28 protein-coding genes are annotated in these 15,677 nt (G+C 40.4%); all 28 read left to right on the forward strand.

The features are described 5' to 3' along the window. Positions 1–21 precede the first annotated feature (21 nt). The 28 genes from rplP to cysM all read left to right on the forward strand — a co-directional run bounded on the left by rplP (position 22) and on the right by cysM (position 15,675). A complete protein-coding gene (gene rplP / locus FPL27_RS04840) occupies positions 22–441 on the forward strand; it encodes a 50S ribosomal protein L16 (protein WP_143960011.1) in 420 nt (139 codons plus the stop codon). Positions 442–450: 9 nt separating this feature from the next. After that, the gene (gene rpmC, locus FPL27_RS04845; protein WP_143960012.1) at positions 451–645 is read left to right on the forward strand and encodes a 50S ribosomal protein L29; all 195 of its coding nucleotides are present in this window, start codon (positions 451–453) and stop codon (positions 643–645) included. Between the two features lie 7 nt (positions 646–652). Next, on the forward strand, positions 653–916 hold the full coding sequence (rpsQ, locus tag FPL27_RS04850) for a 30S ribosomal protein S17 (protein WP_143960013.1): 264 nt from the start codon (positions 653–655) through the stop codon (positions 914–916). 2 nt (positions 917–918) lie between these two features. Then, the gene (rplN, locus tag FPL27_RS04855) at positions 919–1,287 is read left to right on the forward strand and encodes a 50S ribosomal protein L14 (protein ID WP_009183371.1); all 369 of its coding nucleotides are present in this window, start codon (positions 919–921) and stop codon (positions 1,285–1,287) included. Positions 1,288–1,289: 2 nt separating this feature from the next. Beyond that, positions 1,290–1,634: a 50S ribosomal protein L24 gene (gene rplX, locus FPL27_RS04860; RefSeq protein ID WP_143960014.1), complete on the forward strand. Its 345-nt coding sequence runs from the start codon at positions 1,290–1,292 to the stop codon at positions 1,632–1,634. Further along, entirely contained in the window at positions 1,627–2,187 is a 561-nt protein-coding gene (gene rplE, locus FPL27_RS04865) for a 50S ribosomal protein L5 (protein WP_143960015.1), read from the forward strand. The genes rplX and rplE overlap by 8 nt, the downstream gene beginning before the upstream one ends. 2 nt (positions 2,188–2,189) lie before the next feature. Then, positions 2,190–2,459, forward strand: coding sequence for a 30S ribosomal protein S14 (rpsN, locus tag FPL27_RS04870; RefSeq protein WP_143960016.1), 270 nt, complete (start codon positions 2,190–2,192; stop codon positions 2,457–2,459). An 82-nt stretch (positions 2,460–2,541) separates the two neighbouring features. Beyond that, on the forward strand, positions 2,542–2,937 hold the full coding sequence (gene rpsH, locus FPL27_RS04875) for a 30S ribosomal protein S8 (protein WP_143960017.1): 396 nt from the start codon (positions 2,542–2,544) through the stop codon (positions 2,935–2,937). Positions 2,938–2,946: 9 nt separating this feature from the next. After that, positions 2,947–3,504 (forward strand): 50S ribosomal protein L6, encoded by a 558-nt coding sequence (gene rplF / locus FPL27_RS04880; protein WP_143960018.1) that lies wholly within the window; start codon positions 2,947–2,949, stop codon positions 3,502–3,504. A 7-nt stretch (positions 3,505–3,511) separates the two neighbouring features. Further along, complete coding sequence (gene rplR, locus FPL27_RS04885; protein ID WP_143960019.1) at positions 3,512–3,865, forward strand: 50S ribosomal protein L18; 354 nt, start codon at positions 3,512–3,514, stop codon at positions 3,863–3,865. An 8-nt stretch (positions 3,866–3,873) separates the two neighbouring features. Continuing rightward, on the forward strand, positions 3,874–4,392 hold the full coding sequence (gene rpsE / locus FPL27_RS04890) for a 30S ribosomal protein S5 (protein WP_143960020.1): 519 nt from the start codon (positions 3,874–3,876) through the stop codon (positions 4,390–4,392). A 4-nt stretch (positions 4,393–4,396) separates the two neighbouring features. Next, positions 4,397–4,576 (forward strand): 50S ribosomal protein L30, encoded by a 180-nt coding sequence (gene rpmD / locus FPL27_RS04895; RefSeq protein WP_221936581.1) that lies wholly within the window; start codon positions 4,397–4,399, stop codon positions 4,574–4,576. 2 nt (positions 4,577–4,578) lie between these two features. Next, on the forward strand, positions 4,579–5,025 hold the full coding sequence (gene rplO / locus FPL27_RS04900) for a 50S ribosomal protein L15 (protein ID WP_143960022.1): 447 nt from the start codon (positions 4,579–4,581) through the stop codon (positions 5,023–5,025). A gap of 2 nt (positions 5,026–5,027) precedes the next feature. Beyond that, positions 5,028–6,344: a preprotein translocase subunit SecY gene (gene secY, locus FPL27_RS04905; RefSeq protein ID WP_143960023.1), complete on the forward strand. Its 1,317-nt coding sequence runs from the start codon at positions 5,028–5,030 to the stop codon at positions 6,342–6,344. 3 nt (positions 6,345–6,347) lie between these two features. Next, positions 6,348–7,121: a type I methionyl aminopeptidase gene (map, locus tag FPL27_RS04910; protein ID WP_143960024.1), complete on the forward strand. Its 774-nt coding sequence runs from the start codon at positions 6,348–6,350 to the stop codon at positions 7,119–7,121. Positions 7,122–7,123: 2 nt separating this feature from the next. Next, positions 7,124–7,342, forward strand: a complete 219-nt coding sequence (gene infA, locus FPL27_RS04915) for a translation initiation factor IF-1 (protein WP_143960025.1) — start codon at positions 7,124–7,126, stop codon at positions 7,340–7,342. Between the two features lie 59 nt (positions 7,343–7,401). Then, the gene (rpmJ, locus tag FPL27_RS04920) at positions 7,402–7,518 is read left to right on the forward strand and encodes a 50S ribosomal protein L36 (protein WP_009034194.1); all 117 of its coding nucleotides are present in this window, start codon (positions 7,402–7,404) and stop codon (positions 7,516–7,518) included. A gap of 4 nt (positions 7,519–7,522) precedes the next feature. After that, positions 7,523–7,900, forward strand: a complete 378-nt coding sequence (gene rpsM / locus FPL27_RS04925; RefSeq protein WP_143960026.1) for a 30S ribosomal protein S13 — start codon at positions 7,523–7,525, stop codon at positions 7,898–7,900. Positions 7,901–7,915: 15 nt separating this feature from the next. Then, complete coding sequence (gene rpsK / locus FPL27_RS04930; RefSeq protein ID WP_143960027.1) at positions 7,916–8,314, forward strand: 30S ribosomal protein S11; 399 nt, start codon at positions 7,916–7,918, stop codon at positions 8,312–8,314. Between the two features lie 18 nt (positions 8,315–8,332). Then, complete coding sequence (gene rpsD, locus FPL27_RS04935) at positions 8,333–8,938, forward strand: 30S ribosomal protein S4 (RefSeq protein WP_143960028.1); 606 nt, start codon at positions 8,333–8,335, stop codon at positions 8,936–8,938. A gap of 33 nt (positions 8,939–8,971) precedes the next feature. Beyond that, positions 8,972–9,961: a DNA-directed RNA polymerase subunit alpha gene (locus FPL27_RS04940; protein ID WP_143960029.1), complete on the forward strand. Its 990-nt coding sequence runs from the start codon at positions 8,972–8,974 to the stop codon at positions 9,959–9,961. A gap of 6 nt (positions 9,962–9,967) precedes the next feature. Next, positions 9,968–10,477 (forward strand): 50S ribosomal protein L17, encoded by a 510-nt coding sequence (rplQ, locus tag FPL27_RS04945; protein ID WP_143960030.1) that lies wholly within the window; start codon positions 9,968–9,970, stop codon positions 10,475–10,477. Between the two features lie 134 nt (positions 10,478–10,611). After that, complete coding sequence (gene carA, locus FPL27_RS04950) at positions 10,612–11,703, forward strand: glutamine-hydrolyzing carbamoyl-phosphate synthase small subunit (protein ID WP_143960031.1); 1,092 nt, start codon at positions 10,612–10,614, stop codon at positions 11,701–11,703. 24 nt (positions 11,704–11,727) lie between these two features. After that, positions 11,728–13,005, forward strand: a complete 1,278-nt coding sequence (eno, locus tag FPL27_RS04955) for a phosphopyruvate hydratase (RefSeq protein ID WP_143960032.1) — start codon at positions 11,728–11,730, stop codon at positions 13,003–13,005. A 117-nt stretch (positions 13,006–13,122) separates the two neighbouring features. Next, positions 13,123–13,410, forward strand: coding sequence for an FtsB family cell division protein (locus tag FPL27_RS04960; RefSeq protein WP_143960033.1), 288 nt, complete (start codon positions 13,123–13,125; stop codon positions 13,408–13,410). Then, a complete protein-coding gene (locus FPL27_RS04965; protein WP_143960034.1) occupies positions 13,391–13,939 on the forward strand; it encodes a hypothetical protein in 549 nt (182 codons plus the stop codon). The genes FPL27_RS04960 and FPL27_RS04965 overlap by 20 nt, the downstream gene beginning before the upstream one ends. A gap of 12 nt (positions 13,940–13,951) precedes the next feature. After that, positions 13,952–14,785 carry a serine O-acetyltransferase EpsC gene (gene epsC, locus FPL27_RS04970; RefSeq protein WP_143960035.1) on the forward strand — a complete coding sequence of 278 codons (834 nt, stop codon included), beginning with the start codon at positions 13,952–13,954 and terminating at the stop codon, positions 14,783–14,785. Positions 14,786–14,796: 11 nt separating this feature from the next. Further along, a complete protein-coding gene (cysM, locus tag FPL27_RS04975) occupies positions 14,797–15,675 on the forward strand; it encodes a cysteine synthase CysM (RefSeq protein WP_143960036.1) in 879 nt (292 codons plus the stop codon). Positions 15,676–15,677: the final 2 nt, after the last annotated feature.

The following is a 15,677-nucleotide window of genomic DNA, read 5'->3' on the forward strand; positions in this document are numbered from 1 at the left end:
TTCACCGATAAGTGAGAAATCATGTTACAGCCAAGAAGAACTAAATATAGAAAAATGCAAAAGGGCCGTGTCAAAGGCATCGCGCAAAGAGGGCATACGCTTTCTTTCGGGAACTTTGGCATCAAATCCCTAGAGCCAGGATGGATTACTTCTCGTCAGATTGAAGCGGCGCGTATCGCTATGACAAGAGCCATGAAGAGAGAAGGTCAAGTATGGATCAGAATTTTCCCTGACAAGCCTATCACGAAGAAACCTGCAGAGGTTCGTATGGGTAAAGGTAAAGGTGCACCTGAGTATTGGGTAGCCGTTATCAAGCCAGGAACAATTCTTTTCGAAGCAACCGGTGTAAGCTTAGAAGTAGCTCAAGAGGCGCTTCGTCTAGCACAACAGAAACTTCCAGTGAGTACAAAATTTGTAGTACGTAGAGATTACGTAGGATAATTCACAACTATGAAAAACTCTGAAATCCAAGCACTCTCCGAGAGTGAAATCACTGAGCGTATTGCAGCTGAGCAAGAAAATTTGACAAAATTGCGCTTCGCTCATGCCATTTCTCCAATAGAGAATCCGAATAAAATAAGAGAAACCAAGAAGTTGATAGCCAGACTAAAGACTTCTTTGAGAGCAAAACAACTAGCTAAATAAGAAATCGATGGCTACTACTGAGAGAAATCTACGTAAAGAAAGAATAGGAAAAGTAGTAAGCAACAAAATGGACAAGTCCATAACAGTTGCCGTTGAGAGAAAGGTGAAGCACCCTATCTACGGTAAGTTTGTTGCTAAAACTACCAAATTTATGGTTCATGACGAGAACAACGAGTGTGGCTCAGGCGACCTTGTAAAAATAAGTGAAACTCGTCCGCTGAGTAAAAATAAGCGTTGGAGATTAGTAGAAATTATAGAAAAGGCTAAATAATCATGATACAACAAGAATCCAGATTAGGCGTAGCGGACAATTCAGGTGCTAAAGAAGTGCTTGTAATCCGTGTACTTGGAGGCACCAAGAAAAGATATGCTAGCATTGGTGACAAGGTTGTGGTAACTGTAAAGTCTGCTCTTTCTTCCAGCAACATGAAAAAAGGTACCGTATCCAAAGCGGTGATTGTTAGAACAAAGAAAGAAATCAGAAGAAAAGACGGTTCTTATATCCGTTTTGAGGATAACGCAGCAGTTCTTCTAAATAACAACGACGAGCCAAGAGGCACTCGTATCTTTGGCCCAGTAGCTAGAGAATTGAGAGAGAAGCAATTTATGAAGATCGTATCCTTGGCACCAGAAGTATTGTAATCATGGAAAGAAAATTTAATAAGCAACCAAAATTGCATATCAGAACTGGCGATACCGTAAAGGTATTGGCCGGAGATGATAAAGGTAAAACTGGTAAAGTACTTTCTGTTAACCGCGAGAAGAAAAGAGCGATTGTAGAGGGATTGAATATGGTAACCAAACATATCAAACCATCAGCGACCAATCCTCAAGGCGGCATCGAAAAGAAAGAAGCCGGCATTCACATCAGTAACCTGATGCTTGTAGATCCTAAAACTGGTGATGCCACCAGAACTGGAAGAAAAGCGGGTGAAAATGGTAAATTAGTAAGGTATTCTAAGAAAACCGGGGAGGTGATCAATGGCTAATCCTAGAGTAAAAGATAAATACGTAAAGGAAATTGCTCCAGCTTTGAAGGAGAAATTCCAATATAAGTCCGCAATGCAGGTTCCTAAGTTGACCAAAATTGTGCTCAACAAAGGTATCGGTGCAGCAGTTGCCGACAAGAAATTGGTAGATCAAGGAGTTGAAGAACTTTCTTTGATCACTGGCCAGAAGGCTGTACCAACCATCGCTAAAGTTTCAATCTCCAACTTTAAGTTGAGAGAAGGCATGCCAATTGGCGCCAAAGTTACTTTGCGTGGTAATAAAATGTACGAATTCTTGGACCGTTTGATTTCTGTAGCCCTTCCAAGGGTAAGAGACTTCAAAGGGATTTCTGACAAAGGCTTCGACGGAAGAGGAAACTACACTTTGGGTGTAACTGAGCAGATTATTTTCCCTGAAATCAGCATTGAGAAAGTTAACCGCATTACTGGTATGGACATCACTTTTGTGACCACTGCTGCTACTGACGAAGAGAGCTTGGCTCTATTGAGAGCTTTCGGAATGCCTTTCGTAAACAAAAATAAAGAAGAATAATTATGGCAAGAGAGTCAATAAAAGCTCGTGAGAGAAAAAGAGAACGTCTTGTAGCCAAGTTCGCCAAGAAGAGAGCAGAACTTAAAGCTGCTGGTGATTATGAAGCTTTGGATAAGCTTCCTAAGAACGCTTCTCCTGTCAGATTGCACAACAGATGTAAATTGACTGGCCGTCCTAAAGGTTACATGAGAAAATTCGGTATCAACAGAGTTACCTTTAGAGAAATGGCTTCTGCGGGTAAGATCCCTGGTGTAACTAAAGCGAGCTGGTAAAAATCAGACAAAAGTTTTTATTCTAAGAATCATTGTGTAACTTTGCACGCCCGTAAGGGCATGCAGTTAGACTTATATAAATATGACTGATCCAATAGCTGATTATCTAACCAGGTTGAGAAATGCCATTAAGGCTTCTCATCGAATCGTAGAGATACCTGCTTCCAACATCAAGAAGGAAATTACAAAAGTGCTTTTTGACAAAGGGTATATTCAAAACTATAAATTTGAAGAAAATGGCCCTCAGGGTTCTATCAAAATAGCTTTGAAGTATAATCCTACTACTAAGCAAAACGCAATTGTAAACCTATCGAGAGTAAGTAAGCCAGGTTTGAGAAAATATGTTAAGAATGATGAAATGCCACGAGTAATCAACGGCTTGGGTATTGCCATCGTTTCCACCAGCAAAGGTGTAATGACCGACAAAGAAGCTCGTACAGAGGGGATAGGTGGAGAAGTACTTTGTTACGTATATTAATAAACCGTTATGTCTAGAATAGGTAAAAAACCAATAAATATACCGGCGGGTGTTACTGTAGACGTGTCAGCGCATAACGTTGTCACTGTTAAAGGTCCCAAAGGTACGCTGACTCAGGATGTGAATCCCGATATCACCATGCAGGTGGAAGACAACCAGGTTGTAGTAACTCGTCCTACTGAATCTAAGAGACACAAGTCTCTTCACGGATTGTACCGTTCATTGATCAGCAACATGGTTGTTGGTGTTACTGATGGTTACAAGAAGGAGTTAGAACTAGTAGGTGTAGGTTACAAAGCCACCAACCAAGGCCAGGTTCTTGAATTAGCCCTTGGTTACTCGCACAGTATATACTTCGCTCTTCCAGATAGCGTAGCGGTGAAAACCGAAACGCCAAAAGGTAAGAACCCAATTGTTACACTAGAGAGTATTGATAAAGAATTAATTGGACAAGTAGCCGCTAAAATCAAGTCTCTACGTAAAGTAGAACCTTACAAAGGTAAAGGTGTTCGCTTCGTAGGCGAAGTGATTAGACGTAAAGCTGGTAAAACTGCTGCTAAAAAATAATTAAAAGATGGCTTTTAATAAGAATTCAAGAAGACTTAGAATCAAGAAAAGTATTAGGAGAAAGATCTCTGGTACTGATTCAAGACCTCGTTTGTCAGTATTTAAAAGCAATACTGGTATATACGCGCAATTAGTAGATGATCTGAAAGGTCACACCTTAGCTCAGGCTTCTTCCAAGGAACTAGACGCTAGCAAGAAAAATGCTAATGTAGAGGTATCTAAAGAAGTGGGCAAAAAGCTTGCTGAAAGAGCAGTAGCAAATGGTATCACTGGTGTTGTTTTCGACAGAAGTGGATATTTATATCATGGTAATGTTAAAGCTCTTGCCGAAGGTGCAAGAGAAGGTGGCCTTAAATTTTAATAGAAATTATGTCCCAAGTTAAAAAGAAACCCATTAGGGCAACAGATACTGATCTTAAAGAAAAAGTTGTAGCTATCAACCGTGTTGCTAAGGTAGTAAAAGGTGGTAGAAGGTTCTCCTTCTCTGCCATTGTAGTAGTCGGTGATGGTAACGGTGTTGTTGGATATGGTCTTGGAAAGGCTAATGAGGTAACAGACGCAATTACCAAAGGTATAGAAGATGCTAAGAAGAGCCTTGTAAAGGTTCCTGTGTTGAAAGGTACCATCCCTCATGAGCAGATTGGTAAATATGGAGGAGGATTGGTTTTGATCAAGCCTGCAGCTCCAGGTACTGGTGTTATCGCCGGTGGTGCGATGCGTGCTGTGTTGGAAAGTGCTGGTGTGAAAGATGTATTGGCTAAGTCCAAAGGTTCTTCTAACCCTCACAATGTGGTGAAAGCTACTATTGATGCTCTTTCTCAACTTAGAGATGCGATCACTGTTTCCCAGCAGCGTGGAGTTAAATTATCTAAAGTATTTAACGGTTAAGAACATGGTTAAGGTAAAAGTAACGCAAGTTAGAAGCATAATCGGTAAGCCTGTAGATCAGAAAGCGACTATCACCGCTCTAGGTCTAGGCAAGATGAACAGAACTGTAGAAGTGGAAAACACTCCTCAGATTGCTGGAATGATAAGAAAAGTAAGTCACCTTGTAAAAGTGGAGGAAGCTTAATTATGAAATTACATACATTACAACCTGCCGAAGGTTCCGTAAAGTCTCGCAAGAGAATCGGCCGTGGCCAGGGTTCTGGTAGAGGTGGGACCTCAACAAGAGGTCACAAAGGTGCCAAGTCAAGGTCTGGTTATAAATCTAAATTAGGTTTTGAAGGTGGTCAAATGCCTCTTCAAAGAAGGGTTCCTAAATTTGGATTTAAAAGCCTTAACAGAATTGAGTGTAAGCCTGTCAACCTTAATACCCTTCAGGAATTAGCTGATAAGCTCAATACTCAAGAGATTACATTCGATACTTTAGTAGAAAATGGTCTTGCTGCGAAAAAAGATGTTGTAAAAGTCCTTGGAAGAGGCGAACTTACGGCGAAATTAAACGTAAGTGCTCACCATTTCTCAGCGTCCGCTGTTGAAGCTATTGAAAAAGCTGGCGGATCTGTTAACAAGATTTAAGAATGAAAAAGTTTATCTCAACAGTTAAGAACATCTTTTCTATTGAAGATTTAAGAATCCGTATTCTGAATACAGTCGGTTTTCTGATTGTATTCAGATTAGGTTCTTTTATCGTATTGCCAGGTGTTGACCCAAGTAAGCTTACAGGATCGTCTGAAGGTATATTTGGCCTAATTGATACCTTTCTAGGTGGAGCATTTAGCAATGCCTCCATTTTCGGGTTAGGTATTATGCCATACATCTCGGCATCCATTGTATTGCAATTGTTAACTGTTGGAGTACCATATTTCCAAAAGCTTCAGAAAGAAGGGGAGTCGGGTAGGAAACGTATTAATCAAATTACTAGGGTATTGACGATCTTGATCACAGTAGCCCAGGGTATTGGTTATGTTACCGCTACCATTCCAAATGAAGCCATTATGGTAAGTAAGCCTTTATTCATGTTCTCTTCTCTTGTGTTGTTATCAGCCGGTACCATGTTCTGTATGTGGTTAGGTGAGAAAATCACGGAGAAAGGCATAGGCAACGGTATTTCCATGTTGATTATGATCGGTATTATATCCAGGTTCCCTGGAGCAATTATCGCAGAAACTCTTTCTAGAGGTACCAGCGGTATGTTGTTATTGATCATTGAAGCTGCTGTCCTGTTCTTTGTAGTTGTTGGTGTTGTGGCGTTGACAGAAGCTACCAGAAGAATACCTGTGCAGTATGCCAAACAAGTGGTTGGTGGTAAAGTGTACGGCGGTCAGAGACAATATATCCCTATCAAGGTGAATGCCTCTGGTGTAATGCCAATTATCTTTGCTCAGTCTTTGATGTTCCTTCCTGCTCTTGTTGCTCAGATTTGGGCTGAAGACAGTGATATAGCTAACTATATCGGAAGTACATTCAGTGACTTTACCTCTTGGCAGTACAACTTAGTATTTGCAATAATGATTATCCTCTTTACATTCTTCTATACTGCGATCACGGTCAATCCTGAGCAGATAGCTGAAGATATGAAAAGAAATGGCGGTTTTGTACCGGGTATCAAACCAGGTGCGCCTACTGCAGATTTCATTGATAATATTATATCAAGAATTACATTACCGGGTTCCATTCTATTGGCCTTGGTAGCGATCATGCCAGCATTTGCCATGATGGCTGGTGTAGGTGGTGAGTTTGCCCAGTTCTATGGTGGTACTTCTCTATTGATTATGGTAGGGGTGATCATGGATACCTTGCGTCAGATAGAAAGCTATCTTTTGATGCGACACTATGAAGGAATGATGAAGAGTGGTAACATGAAAAACAATCCTTCTAATTACGCTGTCGCATAAAATATGATACATTACAAGACTTCTGAAGAAGTCCAGTTAATAAAAGATAGTGCTGAAATTCTAGGCAGAGCTCACGGAGAAGTTGCCAAATATGTGAAAGAGGGAGTAAAGACTTCCTTCTTAGATAAAATAGCGGAGGAGTACATTCGGGATCACCAGGGTGTGCCTTCGTTTAAAGGATATAATGGATTTCCATCCTCCTTGTGTATATCAGTCAACGAAGTTGTTGTACATGGTTTTCCAGGAGAGTATGTTTTGAAAGATGGCGATATAATCTCAATAGATTGTGGAGTCTTTCACCAAGGTTTTCATAGCGATTGCGCTTATACTTACCCTGTCGGTGAAGTTTCCCCATCTGTAGTGTCACTTTTAAAAACGACCAAAGAATCTTTATATCTCGGTATTGAGAAAGCTGTTTTCGGAAATCGCATCGGTGATATTGGCCACGCGATCCAGAAGTTTGTTGAATCTAAGGGCTACACAGTAGTCCGAGAGCTTGTTGGACATGGTTTAGGCCAAAGTCTTCACGAGTCTCCTGAAGTGCCAAACTATGGTAAAAAGGGTAGTGGACAGAAACTGATGGATGGATTGGTAATAGCTATCGAGCCCATGGTGAACTTGGGTTCGAGGAATTTGGTTCAAGAACGGGACGGCTGGACGATCAGAACTTCTGATCGGAAGCCCTCGGCCCACTTTGAGCATACCATTGCGGTATTTGAAGACAGAACGGAGATATTGACTACACATAAGTATATAGAAGAAAATTTTAAATTCTAAAAATGGCGAAACAGACCTCTATAGAGCAAGATGGTACTATAATCGAAGCATTGTCCAACGCAATGTTCAAAGTAGAATTGGAAAATGGTCATCAGTTGATTGCCCACATTTCCGGTAAAATGAGAATGAACTATATCAAGATTCTTCCTGGAGACAGGGTGAAATTGGAGATGTCTCCATACGACCTTTCCAAAGGCAGAATTGTATATCGTTATAAATAAACTATCATGAAGGGTCTCTAAGATAGCTTCATATTAGTAGACCATTAAATAACACAGACATGAAAGTAAAGGCATCTATTAAAAAGAGAAGTGTCGACTGTAAAGTAATCAGAAGAAAAGGGAAGCTTTACGTGATCAACAAGAAAAACCCTAAGTTTAAACAAAGACAAGGTTAATATTATGGCAAGAATTGCAGGTGTTGACATTCCAGACAACAAGCGCGGCGTAATCGGCTTAACATACATCTTCGGTATAGGAAGAAGTTCAGCCGTAGCTATTTTGAAAAAAGCAGGTATATCTGAGGATAAGAAAGCAGGTGAGTGGGATGATGAGGAGTCTACCGCTATTAGAAATATTATAGCTGAAGAATTCAGAACTGAAGGTGTACTTAAGTCTGAAGTTCAGCTAAACATCAAGAGATTGATGGACATTGGTTGTTACAGAGGTCTTAGACATAGAAAAGGTCTTCCTTTGAGAGGTCAAAAGACTAAAAACAACGCTAGAACTAGAAAGGGTAAGAGAAAGACTGTTGCTAACAAGAAAAAAGCAACTAAATAAATCTTGATTTAGATTATGGCTCAGAAAAGAAACGATAAAGCTAAAGGTAAAAAAAGGGTTGTTAAAGTAGAAGCAGTAGGGCAAGCCCACATCAGAGCTTCATTTAACAACATCATCATCTCCATTACCAATAACTCTGGTCAGGTGATTTCATGGGCTTCTGCCGGTAAAATGGGTTTCAGAGGTTCCAAGAAGAATACTCCTTACGCAGCACAAATGGCCGCACAGAACTGTGGACAGGTTGCTTATGACTTAGGATTAAGAAAAATTGAGGTTTTTGTTAAAGGTCCTGGTTCAGGTAGAGAGTCTGCCATCAGAACTTTGCAAAATGTAGGTCTTGATGTAACTACGATTACAGATGTGACGCCACTTCCGCACAACGGATGTCGTCCTCCAAAACGTAGAAGAGTTTAATATTAACGGATAAAGAGAATGGCTAGATATAGAGGTCCTAAAGCAAAAATTGCTAGAAAGTTCGGTGAACCAATCGAAGGACAAAGCAAAGCACTTCAAAAGAAAAACTACCCTCCGGGCATGCACGGTAGAGGTAGAAGAAAAAAGCAGTCTGAATATGCAATTCAGTTGATGGAAAAGCAAAAAGCGAAGTACATCTACGGTGTGTTGGAAAGACAATTCGCCAAAATGTTTGATATCGCTTCTAGAAAGCAAGGTATCACAGGTGAAAACCTACTTCAGCTATTGGAAGGTAGATTAGACAATACCGTCTTCAGACTTGGTATTGCCCCTACTAGAAGAGCGGCCAGACAGTTGGTGTCTCACAAGCATATCTTAGTAAATGGCGAAATCGTTAATATCCCTTCTTATACCCTTAAGCCTGGTGATGTTGTAGCGGTTAGAGAGCGTTCTAAGTCTCTTGAAGCTATTACTGAAAGTCTTGCGGGTAAAGCACAAAACCGTTATCCTTGGTTAGAGTGGGATAACAGTTCTTATTCTGGTAAGTTTGTCAGCATCCCTACAAGAGATGATATCCCTGAGAATATCAAGGAGCAGCTTATCGTTGAACTTTACTCTAAGTAATATAATAACTTCTGACTTAAAAGAACTATAGATATGTCCATACTAGCATTTCAGATGCCCGAAAAAGTGGTAATGGAAAAAGCTGATGATTTTCACGGCCTATTTACCTTCAAACCACTTGAAAAAGGTTACGGGGTAACAATTGGTAATGCGTTGAGAAGAATTTTGCTTTCTTCCCTAGAAGGTTATGCCATCACTTCAGTGAAACTTCCTGGAGTAGTGCATGAGTTTTCTACCATTGAAGGGGTGGTCGAAGACGTTACTGATATCATTCTTAATCTTAAACAAGTAAGACTTAAGAAGATCCATGACTCTATAGATGGTAAAATTACCATCGAGATCAAAAATCAGGATGTATTTACTGCCGGAGATATCGCTAAGTTCACCTCTTCATTTGAGGTCTTAAATCCAGAGTTGGTTATTTGCCACTTGGATGATACGAAAAGTTTTGAAATTGAAATAACAGTTGAAAAAGGTAGAGGTTACCTTCCAGCTGAAGAGTCCAAGCCAAAAGAGCAAGTATTTGGTGTGATTCCTATCGATGCTATCTTCACGCCTATCAAAAATGTGAAATACAGCGTAGAAAACACAAGGGTAGAGCAGAAAACTGACTTTGAGAAATTGATTCTTGAAGTGTCGACTGACGGTTCTATTCACCCAGAGAAAGCACTTCAGGAGTCTGCAAAGATCTTGATTCAGCACTTTATGCTATTCTCTGACCAGACAATGGTACTTGAGGATGTTACCATGAACCAGGCTGAGCCTATTGATGAGGAATTCCTACATATGAGAAAATTGTTGAAGACTTCTCTTGGCGATTTGGACCTTTCTGTAAGAGCATTCAATTGCTTGAAAGCTGCGGATGTGAAAACTTTGGGTGACCTTGCCAAACTTGAAATCTCCGACATGATGAAGTTTAGAAATTTCGGTAAGAAATCTCTAGCTGAATTGGAGCAGTTGATCCAAGATAAAGGATTGACCTTCGGGATGGATTTGTCTAAGTATAAACTTGATGAAGAATAATAAACGATGAGACACGGTAAGAAATTTAACCACCTTGGCAGGACAGCCTCGCATCGGAAAGCAATGCTTTCGAACATGGCTACTTCCTTAATTCTTCACAAGCGTATATCAACCACGCTTGCCAAGGCTAAAGAATTGAAGAAACATGTTGAGCCTCTAGTGACAAGAGCTAAAGAGGACACAACTCACAATAGAAGAATCGCTTTCTCTTTCCTTCAAAGCAAAGAAGCTATCAAAGCTCTTTTCGGCGAAATTTCTGAGAAAGTAGGATCAAGACCAGGTGGGTACACTAGAATTATCAAAACTGGATTTCGTCTAGGTGATAATGCTGAAATGTGTATCATTGAATTGGTAGATTTCAACGAATTGATGTTGAAAGAAGCTAAGCCAGCCAAGAAAACTACTAGAAGAAGTAGAAGAGGTTCTGGTGCTTCCAAGGCTGAAGATAGCAATGCTTCTACTGAAGCGAAGTCTTCTGATGCTGAAGATTCTAAAGACGAAAACAAATCTGAATAAGATATGTTGTCTTCATAATATTAAAAAGGGATTGGGCTTTGGTTCAGTCCCTTTTTTTATATCCTTTAAGAAATGGAGATTCCTCAGTTCTTAATATTTTCATTAAATTTGACCAACGAATCTAATTCCTAAGAATGAACAGAAAAAAAGCAACTTTACTCTTAGCGGACGGAACCGTGTTTTACGGAACTCTAGTAGGCAAAGATGGCACCAATGGCGGAGAGATATGTTTCAATACTGGTATGACCGGCTATCAAGAAATATATACAGACCCTTCTTATACGGGTCAAATAATCGTCAATACTACTCCCCATATCGGTAATTATGGCACCATTGACACTGAAGTCGAATCATCCCACCCTCTTATTGCAGGGATAGTGGTTAGTCACTTTTCTGACGTACACAGCAGGGTGGATGCAACGAAAAGCTTGCAAGCCTATTTGGAAGAGCATGGAGTGACAGGTATAGCAGACGTGGATACAAGGAAACTTGTAAGACATCTACGGTCTCAAGGAGCCATGAATGCTATTATTAGTTCTGAATATGACAACTTGGAAGATCTCCAAGCTGAATTGGATAAAGTTCCAAGTATGAAAGGTTTGGAACTTTCTTCAAAGGTTTCCACCAAAGAAGCGTTTTTCTTTGGGGATGAAAATGCAGAAATTAAAGTTGCCTGTATTGACTATGGAATCAAGCTAAATATCTTGCGTAATCTGGCCGACCGAGGAGTGTATTGCAAAGTGTTCCCTGCTAAAACCAGTGTTGCTGAAATGGAGGAATGGGCACCCAATGCTTATTTCCTTTCCAACGGTCCAGGTGATCCGGCGGTAATGGATTATGCGGTCGAAACCACGAAAGAATTGCTGGAATTGAATAAGCCTTTATTCGGAATTTGCTTAGGTCATCAATTGCTAGCCAGAGCTTGTGGGGTGGGTACTTATAAGATGCACCATGGCCATAGGGGGTTGAATCACCCAATTAAAAATGTGAATACGGGGAAAAGTGAAATCACGTCCCAAAACCATGGCTTTAACATAACCAAGGAAGATATCTCTAACAATCCTAATGTGGAGATTACTCACGTACACTTAAATGACGGTACCATTGCAGGTATCAAGCATACTTCCAAGCCGGCTTTCTCGGTACAGTATCACCCAGAATCTTCTCCGGGTCCACATGATTCAAGATACCTTTTTGATGACTTTTTGGCTTTAATCAATAATTAAATCAACCTATAACCTTTTATAAATATGAGTTTAATACAACAAATTCACGCAAGACAAATTCTTGACTCTAGAGGAAATCCAACTGTAGAAGTAGATGTGGTGACCGATAGTGGAGCTTTCGGTAGAGCTGCTGTTCCAAGTGGAGCATCCACAGGTGTTCATGAGGCTGTAGAGCTGAGAGATGATGATAAAGATGTTTACATGGGCAAAGGCGTGTTGAAAGCTGTTTCCAATGTGAATGATAAAATAGGTCCTGAATTAGCTGGTTTTGACATCTTCGAGCAAAACATGATTGATCAAATCATGATTGACTTGGATGGGTCTAAGAACAAATCTAACCTTGGGGCGAATGCTATTTTGGGTGTTTCCCTTGCAGTTGCTAAAGCCGCTGCTATGGAGTCCGGACAGCCATTGTACAGATACATCGGTGGTGTAAGTGCCAACACGCTTCCAGTTCCTATGATGAACATCCTTAATGGCGGTTCACATGCTGATAATGCTATTGACTTCCAAGAGTTCATGGTGATGCCCACAGGAGCAGAGACTTTCTCTGAAGCCTTGCAAATGGGAACTCAGATTTTCCATCACTTAAAATCAGTATTGAAGTCGAAAGGGCTTTCAACCAACGTAGGTGACGAAGGTGGTTTTGCACCAAACCTTCGTTCAAATGTTGAAGCCATTGAAGTTGTGTTGCAGGCTATCGAGAAAGCTGGCTTCAGACCGGGTGAAGATGTATTTATTGCTATGGATTCTGCTTCTTCTGAGTTTTATGATGAAGAGAAAGGTCTTTATATTTTCAAGAAGTCAACTGGTGACGAATTGACTTCACAGCAAATGGTTGACTACTGGGCTGACTGGGTTAATAAGTACCCAATTATTTCCATTGAAGACGGTATGCATGAAGATGACTGGAGTGGATGGAAAATGATGACCGATGCAGTTGGAGATAAAATCCAAATTGTTGGTGATGATTTGTTTGTAACAAATGTAGAAAGGCTACAAAGAGGAATTGACGAGAAGATTGCCAACTCTCTTTTGGTTAAGGTAAACCAAATCGGCTCTTTGACTGAAACAATTAAAGCAGTTGACCTTTGTCATAGAAACAGGTACAAGTCTGTGATGTCTCACCGTTCTGGTGAAACTGAAGATTCTACAATTGCCGACCTGGCAGTTGCCTTAAATACAGGACAAATTAAAACAGGTTCTGCTTCAAGATCCGATAGAATGGCCAAATACAACCAGCTATTGAGAATCGAAGAGCAACTTGGGGAGTCCGCTTATTTCCCTGGAAAGAAATTTTAATTTCTAAAGAAAAGGTAACCAGTAGGTTACCTTTTCTGTTTTAATCCCCCTCTGGTATAGTTTGGGCAGTTTGTATTGATTTATTTTTATATTTGCTTGAGTTAAAGATCTGCAGCAATGGCCAAATACCTTAAGTACACCAAAAACTTCTATTTTATTTTTACAGTTCTATTTATTGGTTGGATGATTTTCATTGATACCAATGATATAAGGAGCCAATTCAAATTAAGGGCTAAGCTTAGGGATTTAGAAAAACAAAAGGAGTTTTACCAAGAGAGAAAGGCTAAAATCCATGCTGAAAGGGAAGAATTGATGAGTAATTTCGAACTTTTGGAGAAGTTTGCCCGTGAAAGATATTTAATGAAACGCAAATCCGAAGATCTTTATGTCATTGTTGAAGAGTAAACTTGTCTTTTTATTCCTTTTCCTATGCTTTGCACTATCCTTTGAATCTTTTGCTCAACGGGAAATTTACCTTGATGATAAGCCTCCTTTGAAAGACAGAATGTACTATGGGGGTAATTTCAGTCTGCAGTTTGGCTCGGTGACCTTTATCGATGTGTCTCCATTGGCTGGGGTGATGATTACGGAAAGATACTCAGCAGGTGTGGGGGCCACTTATCAGTATATGAATTTCCGGTGGCTGAACACTCCAGGTTCCAGTGTTTTTGGAGGAAGGGTTTTCAATAGGTTCAATGTCCTTCCCAACTTTTTTGTCCATGGAGAATTTGAAACTTTAAATGCTCAATATGTGGATTATCAAGATAGGCTTCAAAGGGATTGGGTTCCGGGACTTTTCGTAGGGGGCGGTTATTTTTCTCCATTTGGTCCTCGTGGGGGTATCAATATTTCCATTTTATACAATTTGATGTATGATAATTTAAGATCGCCTTATGCTGAACCTTATGTAATACGGGCAGGTTTTCTTTTTTAGTAAACCACGGATATGAAAAACTTTATCAGCAAAATACATAGCGCCCATGTTGCCTGCCCAAAATGCCCTTCAAGAAAGACTATACATGATTTCTTGGAGGAAATTCTGGGCTTTCTTTTTCCCGAATATGCACCAAAGTCTTTGCTTTCCAGAGAGGAAGTAGAATTCCATTATAACAAATTGAAAATTGATCTGGATTCACTTCTTCGAATGAATCCACAGTTGCATAAACAGGATGTCGGTTATCTCACCACTTTGTTTTTTCAAAAGCTGGATGGGGTTTATGATTTGATTTTGGATGATGTTGAAGCCATGTTTGAAGGCGATCCTGCCGCGAAGAGCAAAACTGAAATCATCAGAAGTTACCCAGGGTTTTTAGCGATTGCTGCCTACCGCATTGCACATATCTTATATCAGCAGGAGGTGATGCTCATTCCGCGGATGATGACTGAGTATGCGCACGGGAAAACAGGTATAGACATTCACCCAGGTGCAAAGATCGGCAGACGCTTTTGTATTGATCATGGCACGGGTGTGGTGATAGGGGAGACCACCGTGATAGGTGATAATGTGAAGGTTTATCAAGGGGTAACCTTAGGTGCTTTGAGCGTAGAGAAAGTAATGGCTGATAAAAAACGTCATCCAACCATTGAAGATGCTGTGGTGATTTATGCTGGTGCTACTATTCTGGGAGGTGAAACGGTGATAGGGGCCAATAGCATTATTGGTGGAAATGTCTGGCTTACCAAAAGTTTACCGCCAGACTCCAAGATTTATTACCAAGCAAAAATGTACCAAGAAAACACTGACAATACGGACGTCTTTATAGTAAAAAGCGGTTCTTAAATTTTTAGCCCATGCGTTTATTTGAATTAATTGGAAATACTCCCATGGTGGAGCTTTCTGTAATACCCCAAAATCCAAATGTTAAGATTTTCGCAAAACTGGAAGGACAAAACCCAGGCGGCAGTGTAAAAGACCGAGCGGCTTATAATATGATTAAGTCGGCTTTAGAGCGAGGCGACATCAAAGCAGGCGACAAGTTGGTTGAGGCCACCTCCGGTAATACCGGAATAGCATTAGCTATGGTTGCTAATCTTCTCGGGGTACACATGACATTGGTGATGCCTGATAACTCCACTAAGGAGAGAATCCTCTCCATGGAGGCCTATGGTGCCAAAGTTATATTGACGCCAGCAGCCAAGACTATCGAGTACTCAAGGACGCTTGCTGAAGAGATGACAGAAAAGGAAGGGTATTTTATTTTGAATCAATTTGGCAATCCAGACAATTACAAAGCTCACTATACTGGTACAGGGCCTGAAATTTGGAAAGATACCAATGGGGAAGTTACCCATTTTGTATCCGCCATGGGCACCACAGGGACAATTATGGGAGTATCCAGATATCTGAAAGAAAGAAACCCTAACATTCAAATTGTGGGGACCCAACCAACGGATGGGTCCAGTATTCCAGGGATAAGAAGATGGTCAAAAGAGTTTTTACCTAAAATATTCGAGCCAGAAAGAGTAGACAGGGTCATTGATGTCAGTCAGCAAGAGGCTACAGTTATGACTAGAAGAATGGCTAAAGAAGAGGGGATTTTGGCAGGAATGAGTAGTGGTGGAGCATTGCACGCAGCCCTTAAAGTTGCATCTGAAATTGATATAGGAGTTATTGTCTGTATTACCTGCGACAGAGGAGATCGATATCTGAGTTCTGATCTTTTTAAATAAAA

The sequence above is a fragment of the Litoribacter populi genome, from assembly GCF_007483685.1.
GTDB lineage: Bacteria > Bacteroidota > Bacteroidia > Cytophagales > Cyclobacteriaceae > Litoribacter > Litoribacter populi.